This window comes from Janthinobacterium sp. Ant5-2-1 (genome assembly GCF_001445815.1).
Lineage (GTDB): Bacteria > Pseudomonadota > Gammaproteobacteria > Burkholderiales > Burkholderiaceae_D > Janthinobacterium > Janthinobacterium lividum_E.
In genome coordinates, this window is record NZ_LNCE01000024.1 from 65241 (window position 1) to 80797 (window position 15557).

Here is a 15557-nt window from a genome sequence, read left to right on the forward strand (position 1 = left end):
TACTCGGGTGCATGGAAGTGGATCACGACGCCATTATGTCATTATCGGCAAATTCTGCGCAGAAGGATGCAGTGAAAAGAGGGCGGAAGCGCCCTCAACTCTCTGTTTTTAGACGAAAAGTTATGCCCTGGGGTGCGCCTGTGGTCTGCGGACGACGAATTGTCCTCAGGCAAAGGTATCCACGGCACTCAGGCTGGGCCGGCCGCGTCCGCTCGTCGCCGGCGCGATGGCGATCTCGCCACCGGAGACGCCGCCGCCCTGGCCATTGCCACGGTGCTCGCCCGAGGCGGCACGCTCGCCATTGTTTTGTTGTTCCGGCGTGCCGGCCGACACGGTGGCGCTGCCGAAGGCGATGCCCGCTTCGCTCATCATCTCGCGCAGACGCGGCATGGCCGCTTCCAGCGCCTGGCGTACTTCCGGCTGGGCCGACATGAAGGCGGCATCGGCCTGGTCATTGGTCACCGTCAAGACCACTTGCACGGGACCCAGGTCGGGCGGATTCAGGGTCAGGGTAGCGCTCTGGTCGCCGCCGGCCGCCATCCACACGACTTTCTGCCCCAGTTGCTGGTCCCAGGCCGGCGTGCCGACCCGGCCCGTCAGCTTGTCGGCCGGCACGGCCACGGCGGCCGCCGCCTGTTGCAGCGCACCCGGCTGCAGCTGGGCCGCCAGGCGGCTCAGGTCGGCAGGCGTTTCCTTGAGGATCGGTTCGGCTAAGGCGGCGCCTGCCTTGGCAGTCGCTGCCAGCTGCGCGTCAATGGCCAGCTTGCCCGGTTCGGCCTTGCTGGCCGGCACGTTGGCGCCGCGCGTGGCGGCGGCCTTGCCCAGGCTGTCGGCAAAGTCGCCGCTGTCGGCTTGTACTGCCGCAGCGGCGGCGGTGGCGGCCAATGGACCCGTTGCCAGGCCCTTGCCGTCGGCCTTGATGCCGTTGCGCGCGGGCAGTTCCGGCACGGCCTTGGCCGCTGGCGGCTGGATGGCCAGCTGGATGCTGCCCACGAGGGCCAGCATCGCGGCGGCCGGATCGGCTGGCGGCGCTGTCTCGGCGGGGATGGCGGGTGCGCTGGCCTCGGCCGTGCTGCTGTCGGTGGCGGCGGGTGCCGCCGCTTCGCTGGCCTGTGCTGGCGGCTGTTCGCTGCTGGCCGCCTGGTCGGTGCCCGCTTGCGCCGGCTTCGCTTCGTTGGCGGGTGCCGGGGCGGACGCTGGCGCGGCGGCCGGGCTGGCAGGACGGGCCGCCGGCGCCTGTGCTTGCGCCATATTGCGGCTGGCCTGGCGTTGCTCGATCTGGCGGTTCAGGGTGCGCTGGAAGTCGCCCGCCGCGCCGCTGGTGGACGGCTGGCTGCGGTTGGCGGCACCGGGCGTGGCGTTTGGCGAGGTAATCTGGGAAATCGGAGTTGGCTGGGTTTGCATGATGCTGCCTCAGTGTTGCTTAGCGTTTGTAATAGGCTTGTCGCGCCGCGTGCTCATCCATTGCCTTCTGGTCGCGCTTGTTTTCCAGCTTCAGCGCCTGTTCCTGCGCCCGGTTGTTCAGGGTGGTGTAGGACATGCGCTTGCGTTCGGCCAGCTGCCAGCGCATCTTTTCATTGTCGCTGCGCGCCTGCGCATGTTCGACCACTTGCTGCTGGCCCATGATGGCGCTGTCGAGCTTGACCATGAAAGCCTGGAAGTTGCGGTAAGCCATGGGCGTGATGCCGCTGCTCATGCTCGCTTCGAAGCGCTTGGCATAGTCGTCGCGGTAGCCGGACAGCATGTCGAGCTTCTGGCGGCAATCGTCGAGCGCTTTCAGGGCCGCGCCCAGGCGCTTGGCGCAGTCGTCCGTTTCGCGCTGGGCGAGGTCGATCAGGGTTGCAAGTTGGGAAGGAGAAGCCATGGCTGATTATATTCCCGCTATGCAAGTCCTAATCAGTCGAATAGAGCGGTAAGTTGCCCCAAGCTCTCGTCCATGCTGACCCGCTCCGTGATTTGCTGTTGTAAAAACGCCTCGATCTTTTCATGCAGGGCGATGGCCTGGTCCAGCACGGGGTCGGTGCCGGCGCTGTAGGCGCCCACGCTGATCAGGTCGCGGCTGCGTTCATAGCGCGAATACAGCTGTTTCAGCTTGCGCGCCTGTTGCTGGTGTTCGTGCGTGGTGATCGAGTGGGCGGCGCGTGAAATCGATTGCTCGATGTCGATGGCCGGGTAGTGACCCGCTTCGGCCAGGCGGCGGTTCAGCACGATGTGGCCATCGAGAATCGCGCGCGCCGAGTCGGCGATCGGGTCCTGCTGGTCGTCGCCCTCGGTCAGCACGGTGTAGAAGGCCGTGATCGAGCCGCCGCCTTCCTCGCCATTGCCGGCCCGCTCCACCAGCACGGGCAGCTTGGCGAAGACGGACGGCGGATAGCCCTTGGTGGCGGGCGGCTCGCCGATGGCCAGGGCGATTTCGCGCTGCGCCATGGCGTAGCGGGTCAGCGAATCCATGATCAGCAGCACGTTTTGCCCCTGGTCGCGGAAATACTCGGCAATCGCCGTCGCATACGCGGCCCCTTGCAGGCGCATCAGCGGTGGCGTGTCGGCCGGGGCGGCCACGACGACGGAACGGGCCAGGCCTTCGGCGCCGAGGATCTGTTCGATGAATTCCTTCACCTCGCGTCCCCGTTCGCCGATCAGGCCGACGACGATCACGTCTGCCTCCGTGTAGCGGGCCATCATGCCCAGCAGCACGCTTTTACCGACGCCGGAACCGGCGAACAGGCCCATGCGCTGGCCCCGGCCCACGGTCAGCATGGCGTTGATCGAGCGCACGCCCACGTCGAGCGTGTCGACGATGGGCGCGCGGCCCAGGGGATTGGCGGGGCGTACATTGATGGGCGCGCTGTCGACCGTGTGCAGCGGGCCGAGCTGGTCGAGCGGGCGTCCCGCGCCATCGAGCACGCGGCCCAGCAGTTGCGGACCGACGGGCAAGTGGCGCGCGCGGTCGCTGGGGCGGCGGCGCGGGTGCGCCACGCTGCCGGGGCGGGGGATGGCCGGTTCGACGGAAAACACGCGCGTGCCGGGCACGATGCCCTCGACGTCGCTTTGCGGCATCAAAAACAGGCGCTCGCCTTCGAAACCGACGACTTCCGCTTCGACCCGGCCGCCATTCGGCAGCGGCACGGTGCAGGCGGCACCGACGGCCAGGCGCAAGCCCACGGCTTCCATCACCAGGCCGGCCACGCGCGTGACGCGGCCTGAAATTTGCATCGGTTCGACAAAGCCGACGACGGCCGAACAGTCGCTCAGGTAGGCGCGCCAGCGCGCCGCATGGGCAGTGGGGCCTTTGACGGGCTCGCTCACGGCGCCAGCCAGTCCAGGTCTTTGCCCAGCGCATGCGTCAGGCGCTGCCAGCGGGTGGACGTCTGCGCGTCGATCTGGTTGCTGGCCGTGTCGATCTTGCAACCGCCGCGTTCCACGCTCGGGTCTTCGATGACGCGCCAGCCGCCCTTGTCGAGCTCGTCGCCGATGCCGTCGCGCACCACTTGCGCGTCTTCCGGGTTGAGCATCAGCAAGGCCGGTTGTTGCAGCACGGGCAAGTATTCGATGGCTTCGCGCACCATGGGCAGCATCAGTTCGGGGCGCACGGGCAAGGCAGTCTTGAGCATGCCCTTGGCCAGCTGCAGGGCCAGTTCCATCACGTCATTGGCGATCAGTTCGTCGGCCTGGTGCATGGCCGTGCCGAAGTCAACGGCGATGGTTTGCAGGTGCGCCAGCTCGATGGCGGAGGCAGCCTTGCCTTGCGCATACGATTCGGCGTGGCCATCGGCATGCCCGGCCGCATGGCCTTCCGCATAGCCGGCAGCGCGGCCTTCCTCGAAGGCCGTGGCGCGCGCTTCCTCGCGGATGGCGTCGAGTTCTTCCTGCGTCGGGTATTCGAGCGGCGGGGCCAGCTCTTCCTCGTGCAGTTCGGCAAACGGGTCGAGCTCGGGCTCGGGGTCCGGTTCGAGCAGCTTGCGCGCCGCCACCACGCTGGGACGCTCGTCGCCAAACGAGGTCATTTCCCAGCGCTGATAAGCGGTTTGCTGCTCTTTGGGAATCAAATTAGACAAACGAATCCTCGCCTTTTCCGCCTAAGACAATCTGCCCTTCGTCCGCCAGGCGGCGCACGATCTGCAGGATCTGTTTCTGCTGCGATTCCACTTCGGACAGGCGCACAGGGCCTTTCGACTCGAGGTCTTCGCGCATCATCTCGCCGGCGCGCTGCGACATGTTCTTGAAGATCTTGTCGCGCAGCTCTTGCGAGGCGCCTTTCAGGGCGATGATCAGCATTTCCGACTGTACTTCGCGCAGCAGCAGCTGGATGCCGCGGTCGTCGATATCGATCACGTTGTCGAACACGAACATTTCGTCCATGATCTTTTGCGCCATGTCGTTGTCGTAGTTCTTGATATTGTCCATGACGGAGCCTTCCTGCTCGCCGCTCATGAAGTTCAGGATCTCGGCTGCCGCGCGCACGCCGCCCAGCGACGATTTCTTGATGTTTTCGTTACCCGACAGCAGTTTCGTCAGCACGTCGTTGAGTTCGCGCAAGGCGGCCGGCTGCACGCCGTCCAGGGTGGCGATGCGCAAGACGACGTCGTTGCGCAGGCGGTCCGTGAAATGGCCGAGGATTTCGCAAGCCTGGTCGCGTTCCAGGTGGACGAGGATGGTGGCGATGATCTGCGGGTGCTCATTGCGGATCAGCTCGGACACGGATTGCGAATCCATCCATTTCAACGATTCGATGCCGGACGCGTCCTTGCCGCCCAGGATGCGCGACAGCAGCACGGACGCCTTGTCGTCGCCCAGCGCCTTGGTGAGCACTTGCCGGATGTATTCGTCCGAATCGAGGCCGACCGTGGAATTGAGTTCCGTCTGCGCGCGGAAGTCGTCGAGCACCTCGACCACCTGTTCGTGCGCGATGCCCTTCATGGTGGCCATGGCGGCGCCCAGTTTCAGCACTTCGCGCGGGCCGAGGAATTTCATGACCTCGGCCGCTTCGCTCTCGCCCAGTGCCAGCATCAGGATCGATGCTTTTTGCAGTCCCGTTGTCTCAGTCATTATTGCCTATCCATGCTTTGATTACGTTGGCCACCACGCGCGGGTCTTCCTGCGCCAGTTTCCTGGCCATCGCCAGGTTTTCGCGATAACCGCGGGCCGTATCTTCTTCCAGTTCTTCCAGCTCCGCTTCGCTGAGCAGGACTTCGTTTTCTTCGCCGTCCTTGGCCAGTTCCGGCTCGATGACGGGCGGCGGGGCGCCGAAATCGTCGATCTTGCGCATCACGGGGCGCAGCATCGGGCGCACGATCTTGATGAAGATGTACAGCAGGATCAGGGCCGTGATGAGGAATTTCGCCAGCTCCTTGGCCAGCGGCAAGTTGGCCGGGTCGCGCCACCACTCGAGCTTGCCTTCCGGCGCGCGGTCGATGCCGTCGAAGGGCGAGTTGGCCACGCTGAAGCTGTCGCCGCGTTCCTTGTTGTAACCCATCGCTTCCTTGACCAGATTATTGATCTGGACCATTTCAGCAGGGGAAATCGGCTTGACCGTGACCTTGCCATCCTTGTCGAAGCTGCGGCGGTAGTTGACGACGACGGCGACCGACAGACGGCGCAGGCCGCCCATGGATTTCTGCTCGTAGCGCACGGTCTTGTCGACTTCGTAATTCGTCGTCGATTCCTTCTGTGTCGGTGCCGTCGGCGCGCCGCCCGGGGCGCCAGGCGCCTCGGCCGTCAGCGGCGCCGTCGCCACGCCTGGCGGCTGGTTCGACAGCGCGCCCGGCACGCCGGACGGGTTGGCATTGCCGGCGCCCGTCGATTCGCTCGTTTGCTGGCTGCGGATGGTGGATGCTTCCGGCGGCGAGTTCGGCTTGTAGGTTTCGGCCGCCTGCTCGCTTTGCGAGAAATCGACATCCGCCGTCGCTTCGGCGCGCACATTGCCTTCGCCGACGATGGGCAGCAGGATCGATTCGACCTGCTTGATCACGCTTTGCTGCAATTGCTGCACGTACTTCAGCTGGTTCGGGTCCAGGCTCTTGATGCCGTTGGCGCGGTCCTTGTCTTTTTCCTGGTTCGACAGCAAGGTGCCGGCCTGGTCAACCACGGTAACATTGATTGGCAGCAATTCCGGCACGCTGGACGCCACCAGGTGCACGATGGCGCTCACCTGCAACTGGTCGAGGCCGCGGCCAGGATGCAGGTTCAGCAGCACGGACGCCGTCGGTTTTTGTTGTTCGCGCACGAAGACGGACGGTTTCGGCAGGGCCAGGTGGACACGCGCCGTGTCGACGGCGGAAACGGATTCGATCGATTTGGCCAGTTCGCCTTCCAGTGCGCGCTGGAAATTGACCTGTTCCAAAAATTGCGACACGCCCAGCTTCTGGTTTTCCATCAACTCGAAGCCCACGTTGCCGCCTTTCGGCAAGCCTTGCGCGGCCAGTTTCAAGCGCGCGTCGTGGACTTGCTCGGATGGCACGAGTATGGCGCCGCCCCCTTCGGAAAACTTGTGCTTGATGCCCAGCTGGTCCAGCGAAGCGGTGATGGCGCCGCCGTCGCGGTCCGTGTAGTTGGAGAACAGGACCTTGTATTCGGGCGGCTGGTTCCACATGTACAGGGCCACGCCGATGGCGATCAGTGCCGCCACGCCCAGGCCGCGCAGGAAATTCTTGCCCATCGGCGTCTTGGCGAACGCTTGCACGGACTCCACGGGCGAGCGGGCAGGCGCCGGTTCCGGCGGTATGCGGTTCACATCGATTTCTTCGGCTACAGCCATGATTGCCTTCCGGGGCGCGTATGTTTGCTAATGAGTGGGGGCCGCTTCCACTGGAGGAGGGGGCGATATGCAGAATTATCCGCCACTGTCACGCGCTTCAATCGTCCAAATAGAAGGCGCTTTTGCCGCCTGCTCGGCCGAGCGGCTGGCGTTGGCGCTGGTATTGTGGAACCCTGGCAACATGTGACGGAAGTTATTGTACCCGTCGTTGCCTTGCAAGCCAGGGTTTTGTTCTCTGGGTGCAACAGGCAGAAATAGACCAGAATTGGGAGGCAAAGTGAAAACAGGCGGTATCGATAGCAGCAGGATCGAGGCGATGATCGCGCAACTGAAGTCGGCGGCCACGCGGCCGGAGGCGAAAATACCGGCGATCCAGACCGAGATGCCGGCGGCGAAGGTGAATTTTGCCGATGCCTTCAAGAGCGCGCTGGACTCCGTGAGCGGCGCGCAAAAGGCTTCGTCGGCGCTGGGCCAGCGTTTTACCATGGGCGACGAAAAGGTCAACCTGTCGGATGTGATGGTATCGATGCAAAAGTCGAGCATCGAATTCCAGGCGACGGTGCAGGTGCGTAACAAGCTCGTATCGGCGTACCACGAGATCATGAATATGCAGGTGTAAACGTCGCACCAAAGCTACTGCGCGGCGCCCTTTGCGGCCTGCGATGCTCGCTGTACTTCAGTACAGCTGCGCGTCTCGGCCGCAAATCATCGCCGCTCGCTACGCTTTGGCGGGACGTTTGGTGGCCTTCAATTCTGCCTTACCCCAATCCAGCCATGCGCGCATTGCGCTCGCGTTCCAGCCGCGTGATATAGCGCTGCACGTGCGCCAGCATGCTGCGCGGCAGGTCGACGAACTGGCAGCCGAGGCGGCGGTTCAGTTTGTTGTTCAGCAGGGTCATGTCCAGCGAATTGCGAATTTGCAAAGTCGCGGTGACGATGCCGACGTCGGGCAAGTCGATGCGGCAGCCGGGATAGTCCCTGCCGATGGTCTCGCCCAGCATCAGTTTATTGTCGAGGATGGCGATGCCGCCGCAGCTGATGTCGGCCAGCGGGAACAGGGTGTCGGCGCCGCCCAGCGAAGGGGGCAGGGGAATCGAGACACGCACGGGGTTGCTCACGGGCGTCGTCATGCGGTAATACTCGCGCCGCTGCAAGCGGATCAGTGTTTCTGGAATGGCAATTTTCAAGGCGGGCGTGCCGTCGTAAGTGCACTCTTCCACGAGGGCGCTGGCAAACAGGATGCGGATCTTGTCGAGCGAGGTTTCAAACGAAATGCCCGTGGCGGACACCATGCGCCGGTTCTGGTCGGCGTTCACGGAACGGTCGAGGATGACGGTATTGTGGTCGGCATCGACTTCCAGGATGGACGTGACGCACACATCGGATTCACCGTGGATCAGCATGCGGATCAGCTGATTTTTTTCGCTGATGCCACGCAGCAAGGCGATGATTTCCCGCCGCGATTCCACTTCAAAATCATGCCAGTTTTCGAGGCCGGAATCCATAATATGTGCTTGCATTGATGCCTGTCTATGTATCGGTGAGGTTGACGCTGGTGTCGGGCGGCGGCGGGATCGGCCCGCCATTCGCAGATTCAATATGATATAACCAGGCCAGCAGTTCCGCAATCGCCCGATACAGGCCGGGCGGAATCTGGCGGTCCAGGTCGACATCCATCAGCAGCGCCACCAATTCCTTCGATTCATGCACGAACACGCCGTGTTCGCGCGCCGTGCTGATGATCTGGTCCGCGATCAGGCCGCTGCCCTTGGCCACCACCTTGGGCGCCGGCGTGCCGCTCTGGTAGGCCAGCGCGACGGCCGTCTGCGGCACCTTGCGCCTGGTGTCGTCAAGCATCGTCTTCTCCAGCAGCAGCGTCCGGCTTGCCGGCGATCGTCAACGACGACAATGGCCATCCCGCCGCGGCTAGCGACGCTTCGAGCCGCGCCGCATGCTGGCGCAAGGTGTCGGCGCTGCCTTCGCTGACCGCTTGCAGCTGGATGGCCACGCGGCCGCCCTGCAAGACCACGTGCGCGGCCAGGTCGCCCAGCAGGGGGAACTGGAAGCGCACATTGCTGCGCCAGGCCGTCGCTTCCTCGTCGGCCTCCGTGCCAGCGTGCTGCTGTCCTTCCGGCGCATCGCGGCTGATATCCCACTGCATCTTCTGGCCTGGCCAGGCTTCGCCTTGCCACTGCACGCGCGCCTGTTCGTGCGTATGCAGCTGCAAATTGATCAGTTGCGCCGATGCCAAATCGGTACCCGTCCTGGCCATGTCGCCCTGCGCCGCCTTCTGCATTTGCGGCTCCAGCAGCAGCGACGCCAGCGGGCGCTTGCCTTCGGCCCATTCGGCCACGTGCGATTCATAGAACAGGCCGCTGCTGCCGACCACATCGCGCAGATTCTGGGCCACTTGCGCCGGAGCGGCGCCCGGCGTGGCCATCAGCGGCGTCTTGCCGACCAGGGACAGGGGCGCGCCGGGCACGCTTTCGGCCTGGCTGAGCACGGTGCTGATGGCTCGCGCGGTGGTGCTCAGCTCGGGCGCGGGCGTGTCGCTGGCCAGGGCGGGCAGCAGGTTGGCGGGTGTCAGGGGCGCGCGGCTGAGCAGGGTGGCGGCCGTGCTGCTGGCGCGCGTGCCGGCCTGGGCGGCGCCTGCCTGGGGGCCGCGCAGATCGGTTGCCTCGGGCTCGGCTTCCGCGTCCGCATACGTCAGCAGGGCGCTGGCGGGCTGGTCGCGGTTATTGCCGATTTGAAAAGAGGGGCGGGGATTGATGCCGATCAAGGTCAGCGGGATTTCCGTGCCCGGCTGGGCGCCGGCGGGCAGCTGCATGCGGGCCGGCGTGCCGGCCACGCGCACGAGGAAGCTGCCGTCGCCCATGCGGGCCAGCACCTGTCCCTGCATGGATTTGCCGATGAGTCCCTGCAGCGAGCGTTGGAACTCTGCCTGGCGCGGATCGGCGACGGCATCGGCCACCCGCGTGGCCTTGACCGGGGTCAGGGGCGTCATGCCGATCGCATCCATCTTCGGCAACATGATAGCTGACCTTGCCCCGTATGCGCTTACGCGCCGTAGGCGTTGGCCAGGCGCCGCTCAGTGCCGGTGCTGTTGATCAGCTTGGACAATTGCGCCATCCACGGCAGGGTGAGGTCGCGGATCTTGCGGTCGTCTTCCAGGATCTGCTTGATCAGGGCAACCTTGCGCTGGCGGCCGGCGCTTTCCAGCACGACTTTTTCCTCGTTCGCCTTCAGCGTGGCTACATGCGCGCTGATGCGCTGTTCCAGCGCTTCGAGCTCATCCCAGTCGGCATTGGTGGCGGCGGTCACCATCTGACCCGTCAGGGTTTGCATGGCTTCGTAGGTGGTCAGGACTTCTTGATTGGTCATCATGGGTCAGGCGCTCGCAAGGCTGGGCATACGTTTCAGATCGGCACCGGGGGTGGCGGCGGGGGTGGCGCCTATGGCGTTCCAGGTTTCGCGCAGGTCGGTCAGCAGGCGCTGCACTTCTTCCAGCAGGGTAATGTCGTTGTTCAGGTTGGCCGTCAGCAGGCGCGCGCTCATGTATTCATACAGGGCGTCGAGGCCTTCGGCGATCTGGCCGCCCGCTTCCTTGTCCAGGCTGGCGCGCAAGCCATTGTCGATGATCTGGATGGCTTTCGAGATGGACTTGCCTTTTTCCGGCACATTGCCCGATTTCATGTGCATCTGCGCGCTGAGCACGGCCACCAGGGCGCCGTCGTACAGCATCACGATCAGCTTGTGCGGGGAGGCTGAAACGATGCCCGTTTCCAGGCCGACCTTGGCATAGGCGTTGACGCCGCGTTGTTGGGTTCCAAACATATGTTCTCCTGATGGTTGGGCTTAGCGGTTGGCGGCGATGGAGGCCAGCTGCTGGGTCAAATAAGTTTGCGTCGATGTCAATTTGCTCAGCGTCACGTCCAGGCGCGAATACTGGGCGCGGTAGCGCGCCTCGATGGTATTGAGCTTGTCGGCAAAGCGCTGGCGCTGGTCGGCCACATCCTTGATGCTGTTATTGATGCCCGTGGTGCGGCCCGTGATGAGGCCATCCGTGCCGAGGAAGGAGGCGGCCAGGTTGTTCAGCTGGTAGGCGTAGCCTTGCGAAAAGCTCACCGTGCCGCGGTCGCCCACGCCACCGCCCGTCACTTCGATCTTCAGGCCATCGGCTGGCGAACCGGGCGCGCCTGTCAAGGTCTGGCCCGAACCGATGACGGGCTGGCCGCCGATGGTGCCGGCTACGTCCGTCCCTTTGGTCGGGGTGATGCCAGCGCCGATCAGCGATTCCACGCCCGTACCGGTCACGCTGGCCACGGCCAGGTTAGAGACGGAGCCGTAACGGGCCGATGCCACCACCAGGCGGCCGCTGCCGTCGATGGATGCCGTCACGGACGAGCCGTTTTCGCTGAAACTCTTGACGCCGTTGATCGAGGACTGGATCATGCCGGCCAGCTGGGCAGGCGTGTAGTTGCCGGCAGGAATGGTCACGGTGGCCGTATTCTTGGCCGCCGCAGGGTCCGTGTCGTTCAGGGTGACGCTCCAGGTCGTATCGCTGGCGATCGTCGTCGATGCCGGCAAGGTCAGGGCGCCGCTCAGTGTGCCCTGGCTGGCCATGTTGGTGATGTTCAGCGCATACGCGCCTGGCTTGGTGGCGGCCGTCGAGCTGGTGAAGCTGACGTTGCTGTCCGTAGTTTTACCCAAGGCTGAAAAGAGGCCGGCCACGTCCGAGAAGTTGGCGCTGATGGCCTTGTCCAATATGGCCGAGTCCAGCACCAGGCTGCCGTCTTTCTGGAAGGTGATGCCGACCTGGTCCAGGGTCTTCAGGTTGCCCGTCAGGCCGCTGATCGATGTGCTCAGCTGCTTGCGCAGCTGCGACTGGATCGATTGCGTGGTCGAATCGCCAAGCATGACGCCAGCCTGCTTGGTCTCCGCATTGTAGGACGTCATCTTGGAAATCGACGCGTTCAGGTCGTTGTAGGCCTTGACGAAGGCGGTGACGCTGGTCTTGACCGTCGAGGTGTCTTTCGACACGGACAAGGAACTGCTGCCCACTTTCAGCACGTTCAAGGTCACGCCTTCGATGGCGCTGTCGATGCTGTTCGAGCTGTTCGTGATGGGGATGCCGTTGACGCTGAGCATGGTGTTTTGCGCGGCGCTGTTCTGCTTCAGGTTTTGCGTGCCCGACGCGTCGTACGACAGCAAGTCGCTCAGCGCGCTGTCGGCGGGCTGGCCATCGCTGCCGCTGAGCGAAATTTTCATGCTCGAATTGGCACCGGACTTTGCCGAGCTCAGCACCAGATGGTGCGGCTTGTCCGAACCATCGGAAACAATGCTGGCGGTCACGCCCAGGCCCGCATTATTGATGGCATCGCGGATGCCTTGCAGCGAGTTATTGGTGGCGTCGATGACTACCGTGCCCGTCGCCTGCGTGGCATCCTGGGTAAAGCTGCTGCCGATATACGCGCCGCCCGCGCCAGCCGTCAGGCCGGCGGCGGCCGGATTGCTGCCGGCAACCGTGATGGGGCTGCCATTGGTCGAGCTGAGCGTGATCGAGCTGGCGACGTTGACGTTGAAGCCCGTGTTGGTGGCCGTGGACGCATGGCCGATGCCGCCCTTGACGTCGCCCGTGACGACTTCTTCGATCTGGATATTCGTGCCGTCGGCGCGCGTAAATTGCAAGGTGCCGTCGGCAGCCTTGCCGCTGACGGTAATGTTGGCTTCGGCCAGCGCATTCGAGATGGCGTTCGGGCCGGCCAGGGTGGTGTCGAGCGAGGCGCCCGTGATGCCTGCGCCGGCACCCACGCCATTGCCCTGCGTAACGATATTGATGCCGCCGACAGACAGCGAATAAGTGCCATCGGCGCCCGTGGCAACATTGCCGTAGCCGGCGAACAGGGTGGCGCTGCTGGCGGCCGGCTGTGCCGTGGCCGTCACGCCCGTGGTGCTGCTCTTGGCATTGATGGCTTCGGCCAGCGCGCGCGCGCTCTTGGTCGTGCTATCGGTGGGAATGGCCGTGCCATTCAGGCTCAGGGAACCGTTGCTGATGCCGTTTTGCAAAGTCGCGCCGCTGAGCGCCGTGCCGTTCATGCCGAAGGTGCCGCCGGCAACTTTACCGAGCTGGAAGGAAATGGTTGTCTTGGCGCCCGAGCCGATGGTGGAAATCTTGCTGGCGTAGCCGGCCGAGGTCAAGGTTTGCGACTGCGCCAGCTGGCTGACATTGATATTGTAATTGCCGGCCACGGCCTTGGCGCCAGCCGAAGCCGTAAACACCAGCGGGTCGCCGGGACTGGCCGAGACGGCGCGGAAATTATTGCTGTTGCTCAGGCCGGAGAGCGACGTCTGGAACGCGCCCACGGCGCCGCTCAGGGTGCCCAGCGCACTCAACTTGGCCTGGTAGGACGCGGTTTTCTTGTCATAGCCTGCCAGGGGCGCCGATTCGGAGGTCATCAGCTTTTCGATGATGGCATTCACGTCCAGGATGCTGTTGCCGATGCCCGGGGAGGATAAGGTTGGTGCGATGGCCACTGTCTGCTCCTAGGAAAACACTAATATAAGCTGTTATCGGCAGAATCAATCAGGACTTGAGAGGGGGTTTTATGGTCCTGTTTTCAGCTGGCTGAAAAGCCGGACGGGAATGACAGGATTTTGTTATGTGAAATACATTAAAAACAGGGCCAGTCCAGAAGTGACTGGCTGGCCCTTGCTCGCGGTTCCGTTGCTATGTTGCTATATTGCACTGGCCCTGCGCTTGCGGTCGGCATAGGCTCACGCGCTCTGGCTGATCAGCTGGCCTTTTGCCGAGGCAAATGACTTGGCGATTTCCAGCGCTTCCCGGGTGGGGATCTGGCGCAGGACTTCCTGCGTTTCCTGGTCGATCACTTTGACCACGGTGCGCTGGCTGTCTTCGTCGATGGAAAATTGCAAGCCCTGGGTCTTGACCTGCGGCGACTGATTCAGCTCCGAGACAGCCTGGTCCAGTTCTTCCCGGCTCGGTTCCTTGGCTTTGCTGGCCGTCGCGTCGCTGTCGTTGTTCGTGCTGCGTACCGCCTGCGGGCGTGCGGTGGCCGGCTCCGCGGATGGGTAGTTCTTGTCGATGCGCGCTGCGGAGGCGGCAGCTATGGTGTCGATAGTCATGTTGCTCCCCTAGTGAAAATTCCCCTGCCGAAGAAATCCGGCAGGGGAACCTGAGTCCAGCGATGTGGCGTTGCTAATCGAAGATTAGCCGCGCAGCAGGCTCAGCACGCCGTTTGGCAGCGAGTTTGCCTGTGCCAGCATGGCGGTACCAGCTTGTTGCAGGATCTGGCCACGGGTCAGGCTGGCCGTTTCTGCAGCAAAGTCGGTATCGACGATGCGGCTGCGCGATGCGGACAGGTTTTCCGTCGTCGATTGCAGGTTGCTGATCGCCGAGGAGAAGCGCGATTGCAAAGCACCGTACTGGGCGCGTTGGCTGTTGACCGTGGACAAGGCTGCATCCGTGATCTTCAATGCCAGCTGGGCGCCTTCAAACGTGGTCACGTCCAGCGTGGCAACCGATTTCAGGGCCGAACCCTGGTTGGCGCCAACAGCGGCGGCACCCGTCAGTTTCAGGCCGGTTGCGGCCGTTTCGCTGACCGAGAAGCTGCTGTCGCCGTCGAAGGTGACGCGGCCGTTAGCGACTGCAACACCGCTGGCGGTCGAAGCATCGGCACCAGCAGTAGCCAGTTTCACGCCTTTTTCATCGTAGGTCGATACATTCAGCTTGGTGTTCACCTGGGTATTGCTGATCTTGATGTCCGCGCCGCTAGCGTTGGTCAACTTGATGCCTTGGCTGACCGAGTCATACTGGGCGGTCACGCCGGTTTTTGCCGTTTGCGCATTGATCGCGTTGATGCCTGCGGCATAGTCGGCAGCCGTATTGGCCGAACCCGTTACAGCGAACGATACGGTGACAGCATCGGTCGGAGCCGTATTGTCCGAATTGATCTTGAACGAATATGCTTCAGCGTTCAGGCCCAGGTTGACATCGGTACGGGCATCTGCCGTCACGCCGGTGTTGGCCGTCTTGGCGTTCACGGCGGCAGCGATCGACTTGGCCGACGAGGTGGTCGTGGTGTCGACGGTGGCGGCGCCAAACTTGCCCGAGATTGCCAGCTTGCCGGAAGCGAGAGCGCCGCTGGCCGTCGTTGCTTGCACTGCAGCATTTTCCACGCGGTTGTTGCCGTAGGTGCTGGTCAGAAAGTTCGCGCCATTGGCCGAAATCAGTTGGTTGGCATCTGCGCCGACCTGGAAGTTGGCCGTACCCATCGTGCCGTCCAGCAAAGCCTGGCCGTTGAACGAGGTGGTGGTGGCGATACGGTTCAGTTCCGAGTTCAGCTGGCCGACTTCGGTTTGCAGCGCTTGACGGTCGCTGGCCGAGTTGGTGGCGTTCGACGATTGCACGGCCAGTTGGCGGATGCGTTGCAGGATGTCGCCCGAGCTCGACAGTGCGCCTTCAGCCGTTTGGGCCAGCGACACGCCGTCATTGGCGTTGCGGGTTGCTTGCGTCATGCCGTTGATTTGCGACGTCATGCGGTCGGAAATCGACAGGCCGGCGGCATCGTCTTTGGCGCTGTTAATACGCAGACCGGAGGACAGGCGTTGCAGCGAGGTGCTCAAGGCCGATTGCGAGGTCGACAGGTTGCGTTGCGAGTTCAGGGAAGCGATGTTGGTGTTAATTACTGCAGCCATTTTAATTCTCCAGACAGGTACTACATTGCGCTATGTGCTAGTCACGTTGGTCTGCCTCTGTACTTTGAAGCAATCAAACCGTCGTTGT

Annotated in this window: 16 protein-coding genes; 1 reads left to right on the top strand and 15 read right to left on the bottom strand. The window is 63.4% G+C overall.

All coding sequences use genetic code 11. From position 1 onward, the window contains the following. Nucleotides 1-165 precede the first annotated feature (165 nt). The 7 genes from ASN89_RS08885 to ASN89_RS29460 all read right to left on the bottom strand — a co-directional run bounded on the left by ASN89_RS08885 (nt 166) and on the right by ASN89_RS29460 (nt 7174). Nucleotides 166-1404 carry a flagellar hook-length control protein FliK gene (locus tag ASN89_RS08885; RefSeq protein ID WP_058049018.1) on the bottom strand — a complete coding sequence of 413 codons (1239 nt, stop codon included), beginning with the start codon at nt 1402-1404 and terminating at the stop codon, nt 166-168. Between the two features lie 19 nt (nt 1405-1423). Then, entirely contained in the window at nt 1424-1864 is a 441-nt protein-coding gene (gene fliJ / locus ASN89_RS08890) for a flagellar export protein FliJ (protein WP_046685922.1), read from the bottom strand. 32 nt (nt 1865-1896) lie between these two features. Then, nucleotides 1897-3213, bottom strand: coding sequence for a flagellar protein export ATPase FliI (fliI, locus tag ASN89_RS08895; RefSeq protein WP_235194273.1), 1317 nt, complete (start codon nt 3211-3213; stop codon nt 1897-1899). Between the two features lie 89 nt (nt 3214-3302). After that, the gene (locus ASN89_RS08900; protein ID WP_058049036.1) at nt 3303-4004 is read right to left on the bottom strand and encodes a flagellar assembly protein FliH; all 702 of its coding nucleotides are present in this window, start codon (nt 4002-4004) and stop codon (nt 3303-3305) included. Between the two features lie 43 nt (nt 4005-4047). Next, nucleotides 4048-5046 carry a flagellar motor switch protein FliG gene (gene fliG / locus ASN89_RS08905; RefSeq protein ID WP_034787109.1) on the bottom strand — a complete coding sequence of 333 codons (999 nt, stop codon included), beginning with the start codon at nt 5044-5046 and terminating at the stop codon, nt 4048-4050. Next, on the bottom strand, nt 5039-6754 hold the full coding sequence (gene fliF / locus ASN89_RS08910) for a flagellar basal-body MS-ring/collar protein FliF (RefSeq protein WP_058049019.1): 1716 nt from the start codon (nt 6752-6754) through the stop codon (nt 5039-5041). Before fliF ends, fliG begins: the two co-directional genes overlap by 8 nt. A 75-nt stretch (nt 6755-6829) precedes the next feature. Beyond that, nucleotides 6830-7174 carry a hypothetical protein gene (locus ASN89_RS29460; RefSeq protein ID WP_235501920.1) on the bottom strand — a complete coding sequence of 115 codons (345 nt, stop codon included), beginning with the start codon at nt 7172-7174 and terminating at the stop codon, nt 6830-6832. On the opposite strand from ASN89_RS29460, the gene fliE reads away from it, so the two are divergent. Continuing rightward, the gene (gene fliE / locus ASN89_RS08915; protein ID WP_235501919.1) at nt 7071-7373 is read left to right on the top strand and encodes a flagellar hook-basal body complex protein FliE; all 303 of its coding nucleotides are present in this window, start codon (nt 7071-7073) and stop codon (nt 7371-7373) included. The two genes, ASN89_RS29460 and fliE, sit on opposite strands and share 104 nt — an antisense overlap. Nucleotides 7374-7512: 139 nt before the next feature. Here the strand turns inward: fliE and ASN89_RS08920 are convergent, their stop codons facing one another. From ASN89_RS08920 to ASN89_RS08955, 8 genes are all read right to left on the bottom strand, one after another. After that, nucleotides 7513-8259, bottom strand: a complete 747-nt coding sequence (locus tag ASN89_RS08920) for a flagellar brake protein (protein ID WP_082654487.1) — start codon at nt 8257-8259, stop codon at nt 7513-7515. A gap of 25 nt (nt 8260-8284) precedes the next feature. After that, nucleotides 8285-8611, bottom strand: a complete 327-nt coding sequence (locus ASN89_RS08925) for an EscU/YscU/HrcU family type III secretion system export apparatus switch protein (protein ID WP_034787205.1) — start codon at nt 8609-8611, stop codon at nt 8285-8287. After that, nucleotides 8604-9785 carry a flagellar hook-length control protein FliK gene (locus ASN89_RS08930; protein ID WP_058049022.1) on the bottom strand — a complete coding sequence of 394 codons (1182 nt, stop codon included), beginning with the start codon at nt 9783-9785 and terminating at the stop codon, nt 8604-8606. Before ASN89_RS08930 ends, ASN89_RS08925 begins: the two co-directional genes overlap by 8 nt. Before the next feature lie 26 nt (nt 9786-9811). Next, nucleotides 9812-10138, bottom strand: coding sequence for a flagellar protein FliT (locus tag ASN89_RS08935; RefSeq protein ID WP_058049023.1), 327 nt, complete (start codon nt 10136-10138; stop codon nt 9812-9814). Between the two features lie 3 nt (nt 10139-10141). Next, the gene (gene fliS, locus ASN89_RS08940) at nt 10142-10588 is read right to left on the bottom strand and encodes a flagellar export chaperone FliS (protein WP_058049024.1); all 447 of its coding nucleotides are present in this window, start codon (nt 10586-10588) and stop codon (nt 10142-10144) included. Between the two features lie 21 nt (nt 10589-10609). Then, complete coding sequence (gene fliD / locus ASN89_RS08945; protein WP_235501917.1) at nt 10610-13288, bottom strand: flagellar filament capping protein FliD; 2679 nt, start codon at nt 13286-13288, stop codon at nt 10610-10612. 240 nt (nt 13289-13528) lie between these two features. Further along, nucleotides 13529-13897 (bottom strand): flagellar protein FlaG, encoded by a 369-nt coding sequence (locus ASN89_RS08950; protein ID WP_058049025.1) that lies wholly within the window; start codon nt 13895-13897, stop codon nt 13529-13531. An 84-nt stretch (nt 13898-13981) separates the two neighbouring features. Then, on the bottom strand, nt 13982-15469 hold the full coding sequence (locus tag ASN89_RS08955) for a flagellin (RefSeq protein WP_058049026.1): 1488 nt from the start codon (nt 15467-15469) through the stop codon (nt 13982-13984). Nucleotides 15470-15557: the final 88 nt, after the last annotated feature.

Coding starts and splice junctions, on each gene's coding strand:
- ASN89_RS08950 (WP_058049025.1), bottom strand. CDS start 13,897: ATGACTATCGACACCATAGCTGCCGCCTCCGCAGCGCGCATCGACAAG.
- ASN89_RS08930 (WP_058049022.1), bottom strand. CDS start 9,785: ATGTTGCCGAAGATGGATGCGATCGGCATGACGCCCCTGACCCCGGTC.
- ASN89_RS08955 (WP_058049026.1), bottom strand. CDS start 15,469: ATGGCTGCAGTAATTAACACCAACATCGCTTCCCTGAACTCGCAACGC.
- ASN89_RS08925 (WP_034787205.1), bottom strand. CDS start 8,611: ATGCTTGACGACACCAGGCGCAAGGTGCCGCAGACGGCCGTCGCGCTG.
- fliG (WP_034787109.1), bottom strand. CDS start 5,046: ATGACTGAGACAACGGGACTGCAAAAAGCATCGATCCTGATGCTGGCA.
- ASN89_RS08920 (WP_082654487.1), bottom strand. CDS start 8,259: ATGGATTCCGGCCTCGAAAACTGGCATGATTTTGAAGTGGAATCGCGG.
- fliF (WP_058049019.1), bottom strand. CDS start 6,754: ATGGCTGTAGCCGAAGAAATCGATGTGAACCGCATACCGCCGGAACCG.
- ASN89_RS08900 (WP_058049036.1), bottom strand. CDS start 4,004: ATGACCTCGTTTGGCGACGAGCGTCCCAGCGTGGTGGCGGCGCGCAAG.
- fliI (WP_235194273.1), bottom strand. CDS start 3,213: ATGCAAATTTCAGGCCGCGTCACGCGCGTGGCCGGCCTGGTGATGGAA.
- fliS (WP_058049024.1), bottom strand. CDS start 10,588: ATGTTTGGAACCCAACAACGCGGCGTCAACGCCTATGCCAAGGTCGGC.
- fliJ (WP_046685922.1), bottom strand. CDS start 1,864: ATGGCTTCTCCTTCCCAACTTGCAACCCTGATCGACCTCGCCCAGCGC.
- ASN89_RS08935 (WP_058049023.1), bottom strand. CDS start 10,138: ATGATGACCAATCAAGAAGTCCTGACCACCTACGAAGCCATGCAAACC.
- fliE (WP_235501919.1), top strand. CDS start 7,071: ATGATCGCGCAACTGAAGTCGGCGGCCACGCGGCCGGAGGCGAAAATA.
- ASN89_RS08885 (WP_058049018.1), bottom strand. CDS start 1,404: ATGCAAACCCAGCCAACTCCGATTTCCCAGATTACCTCGCCAAACGCC.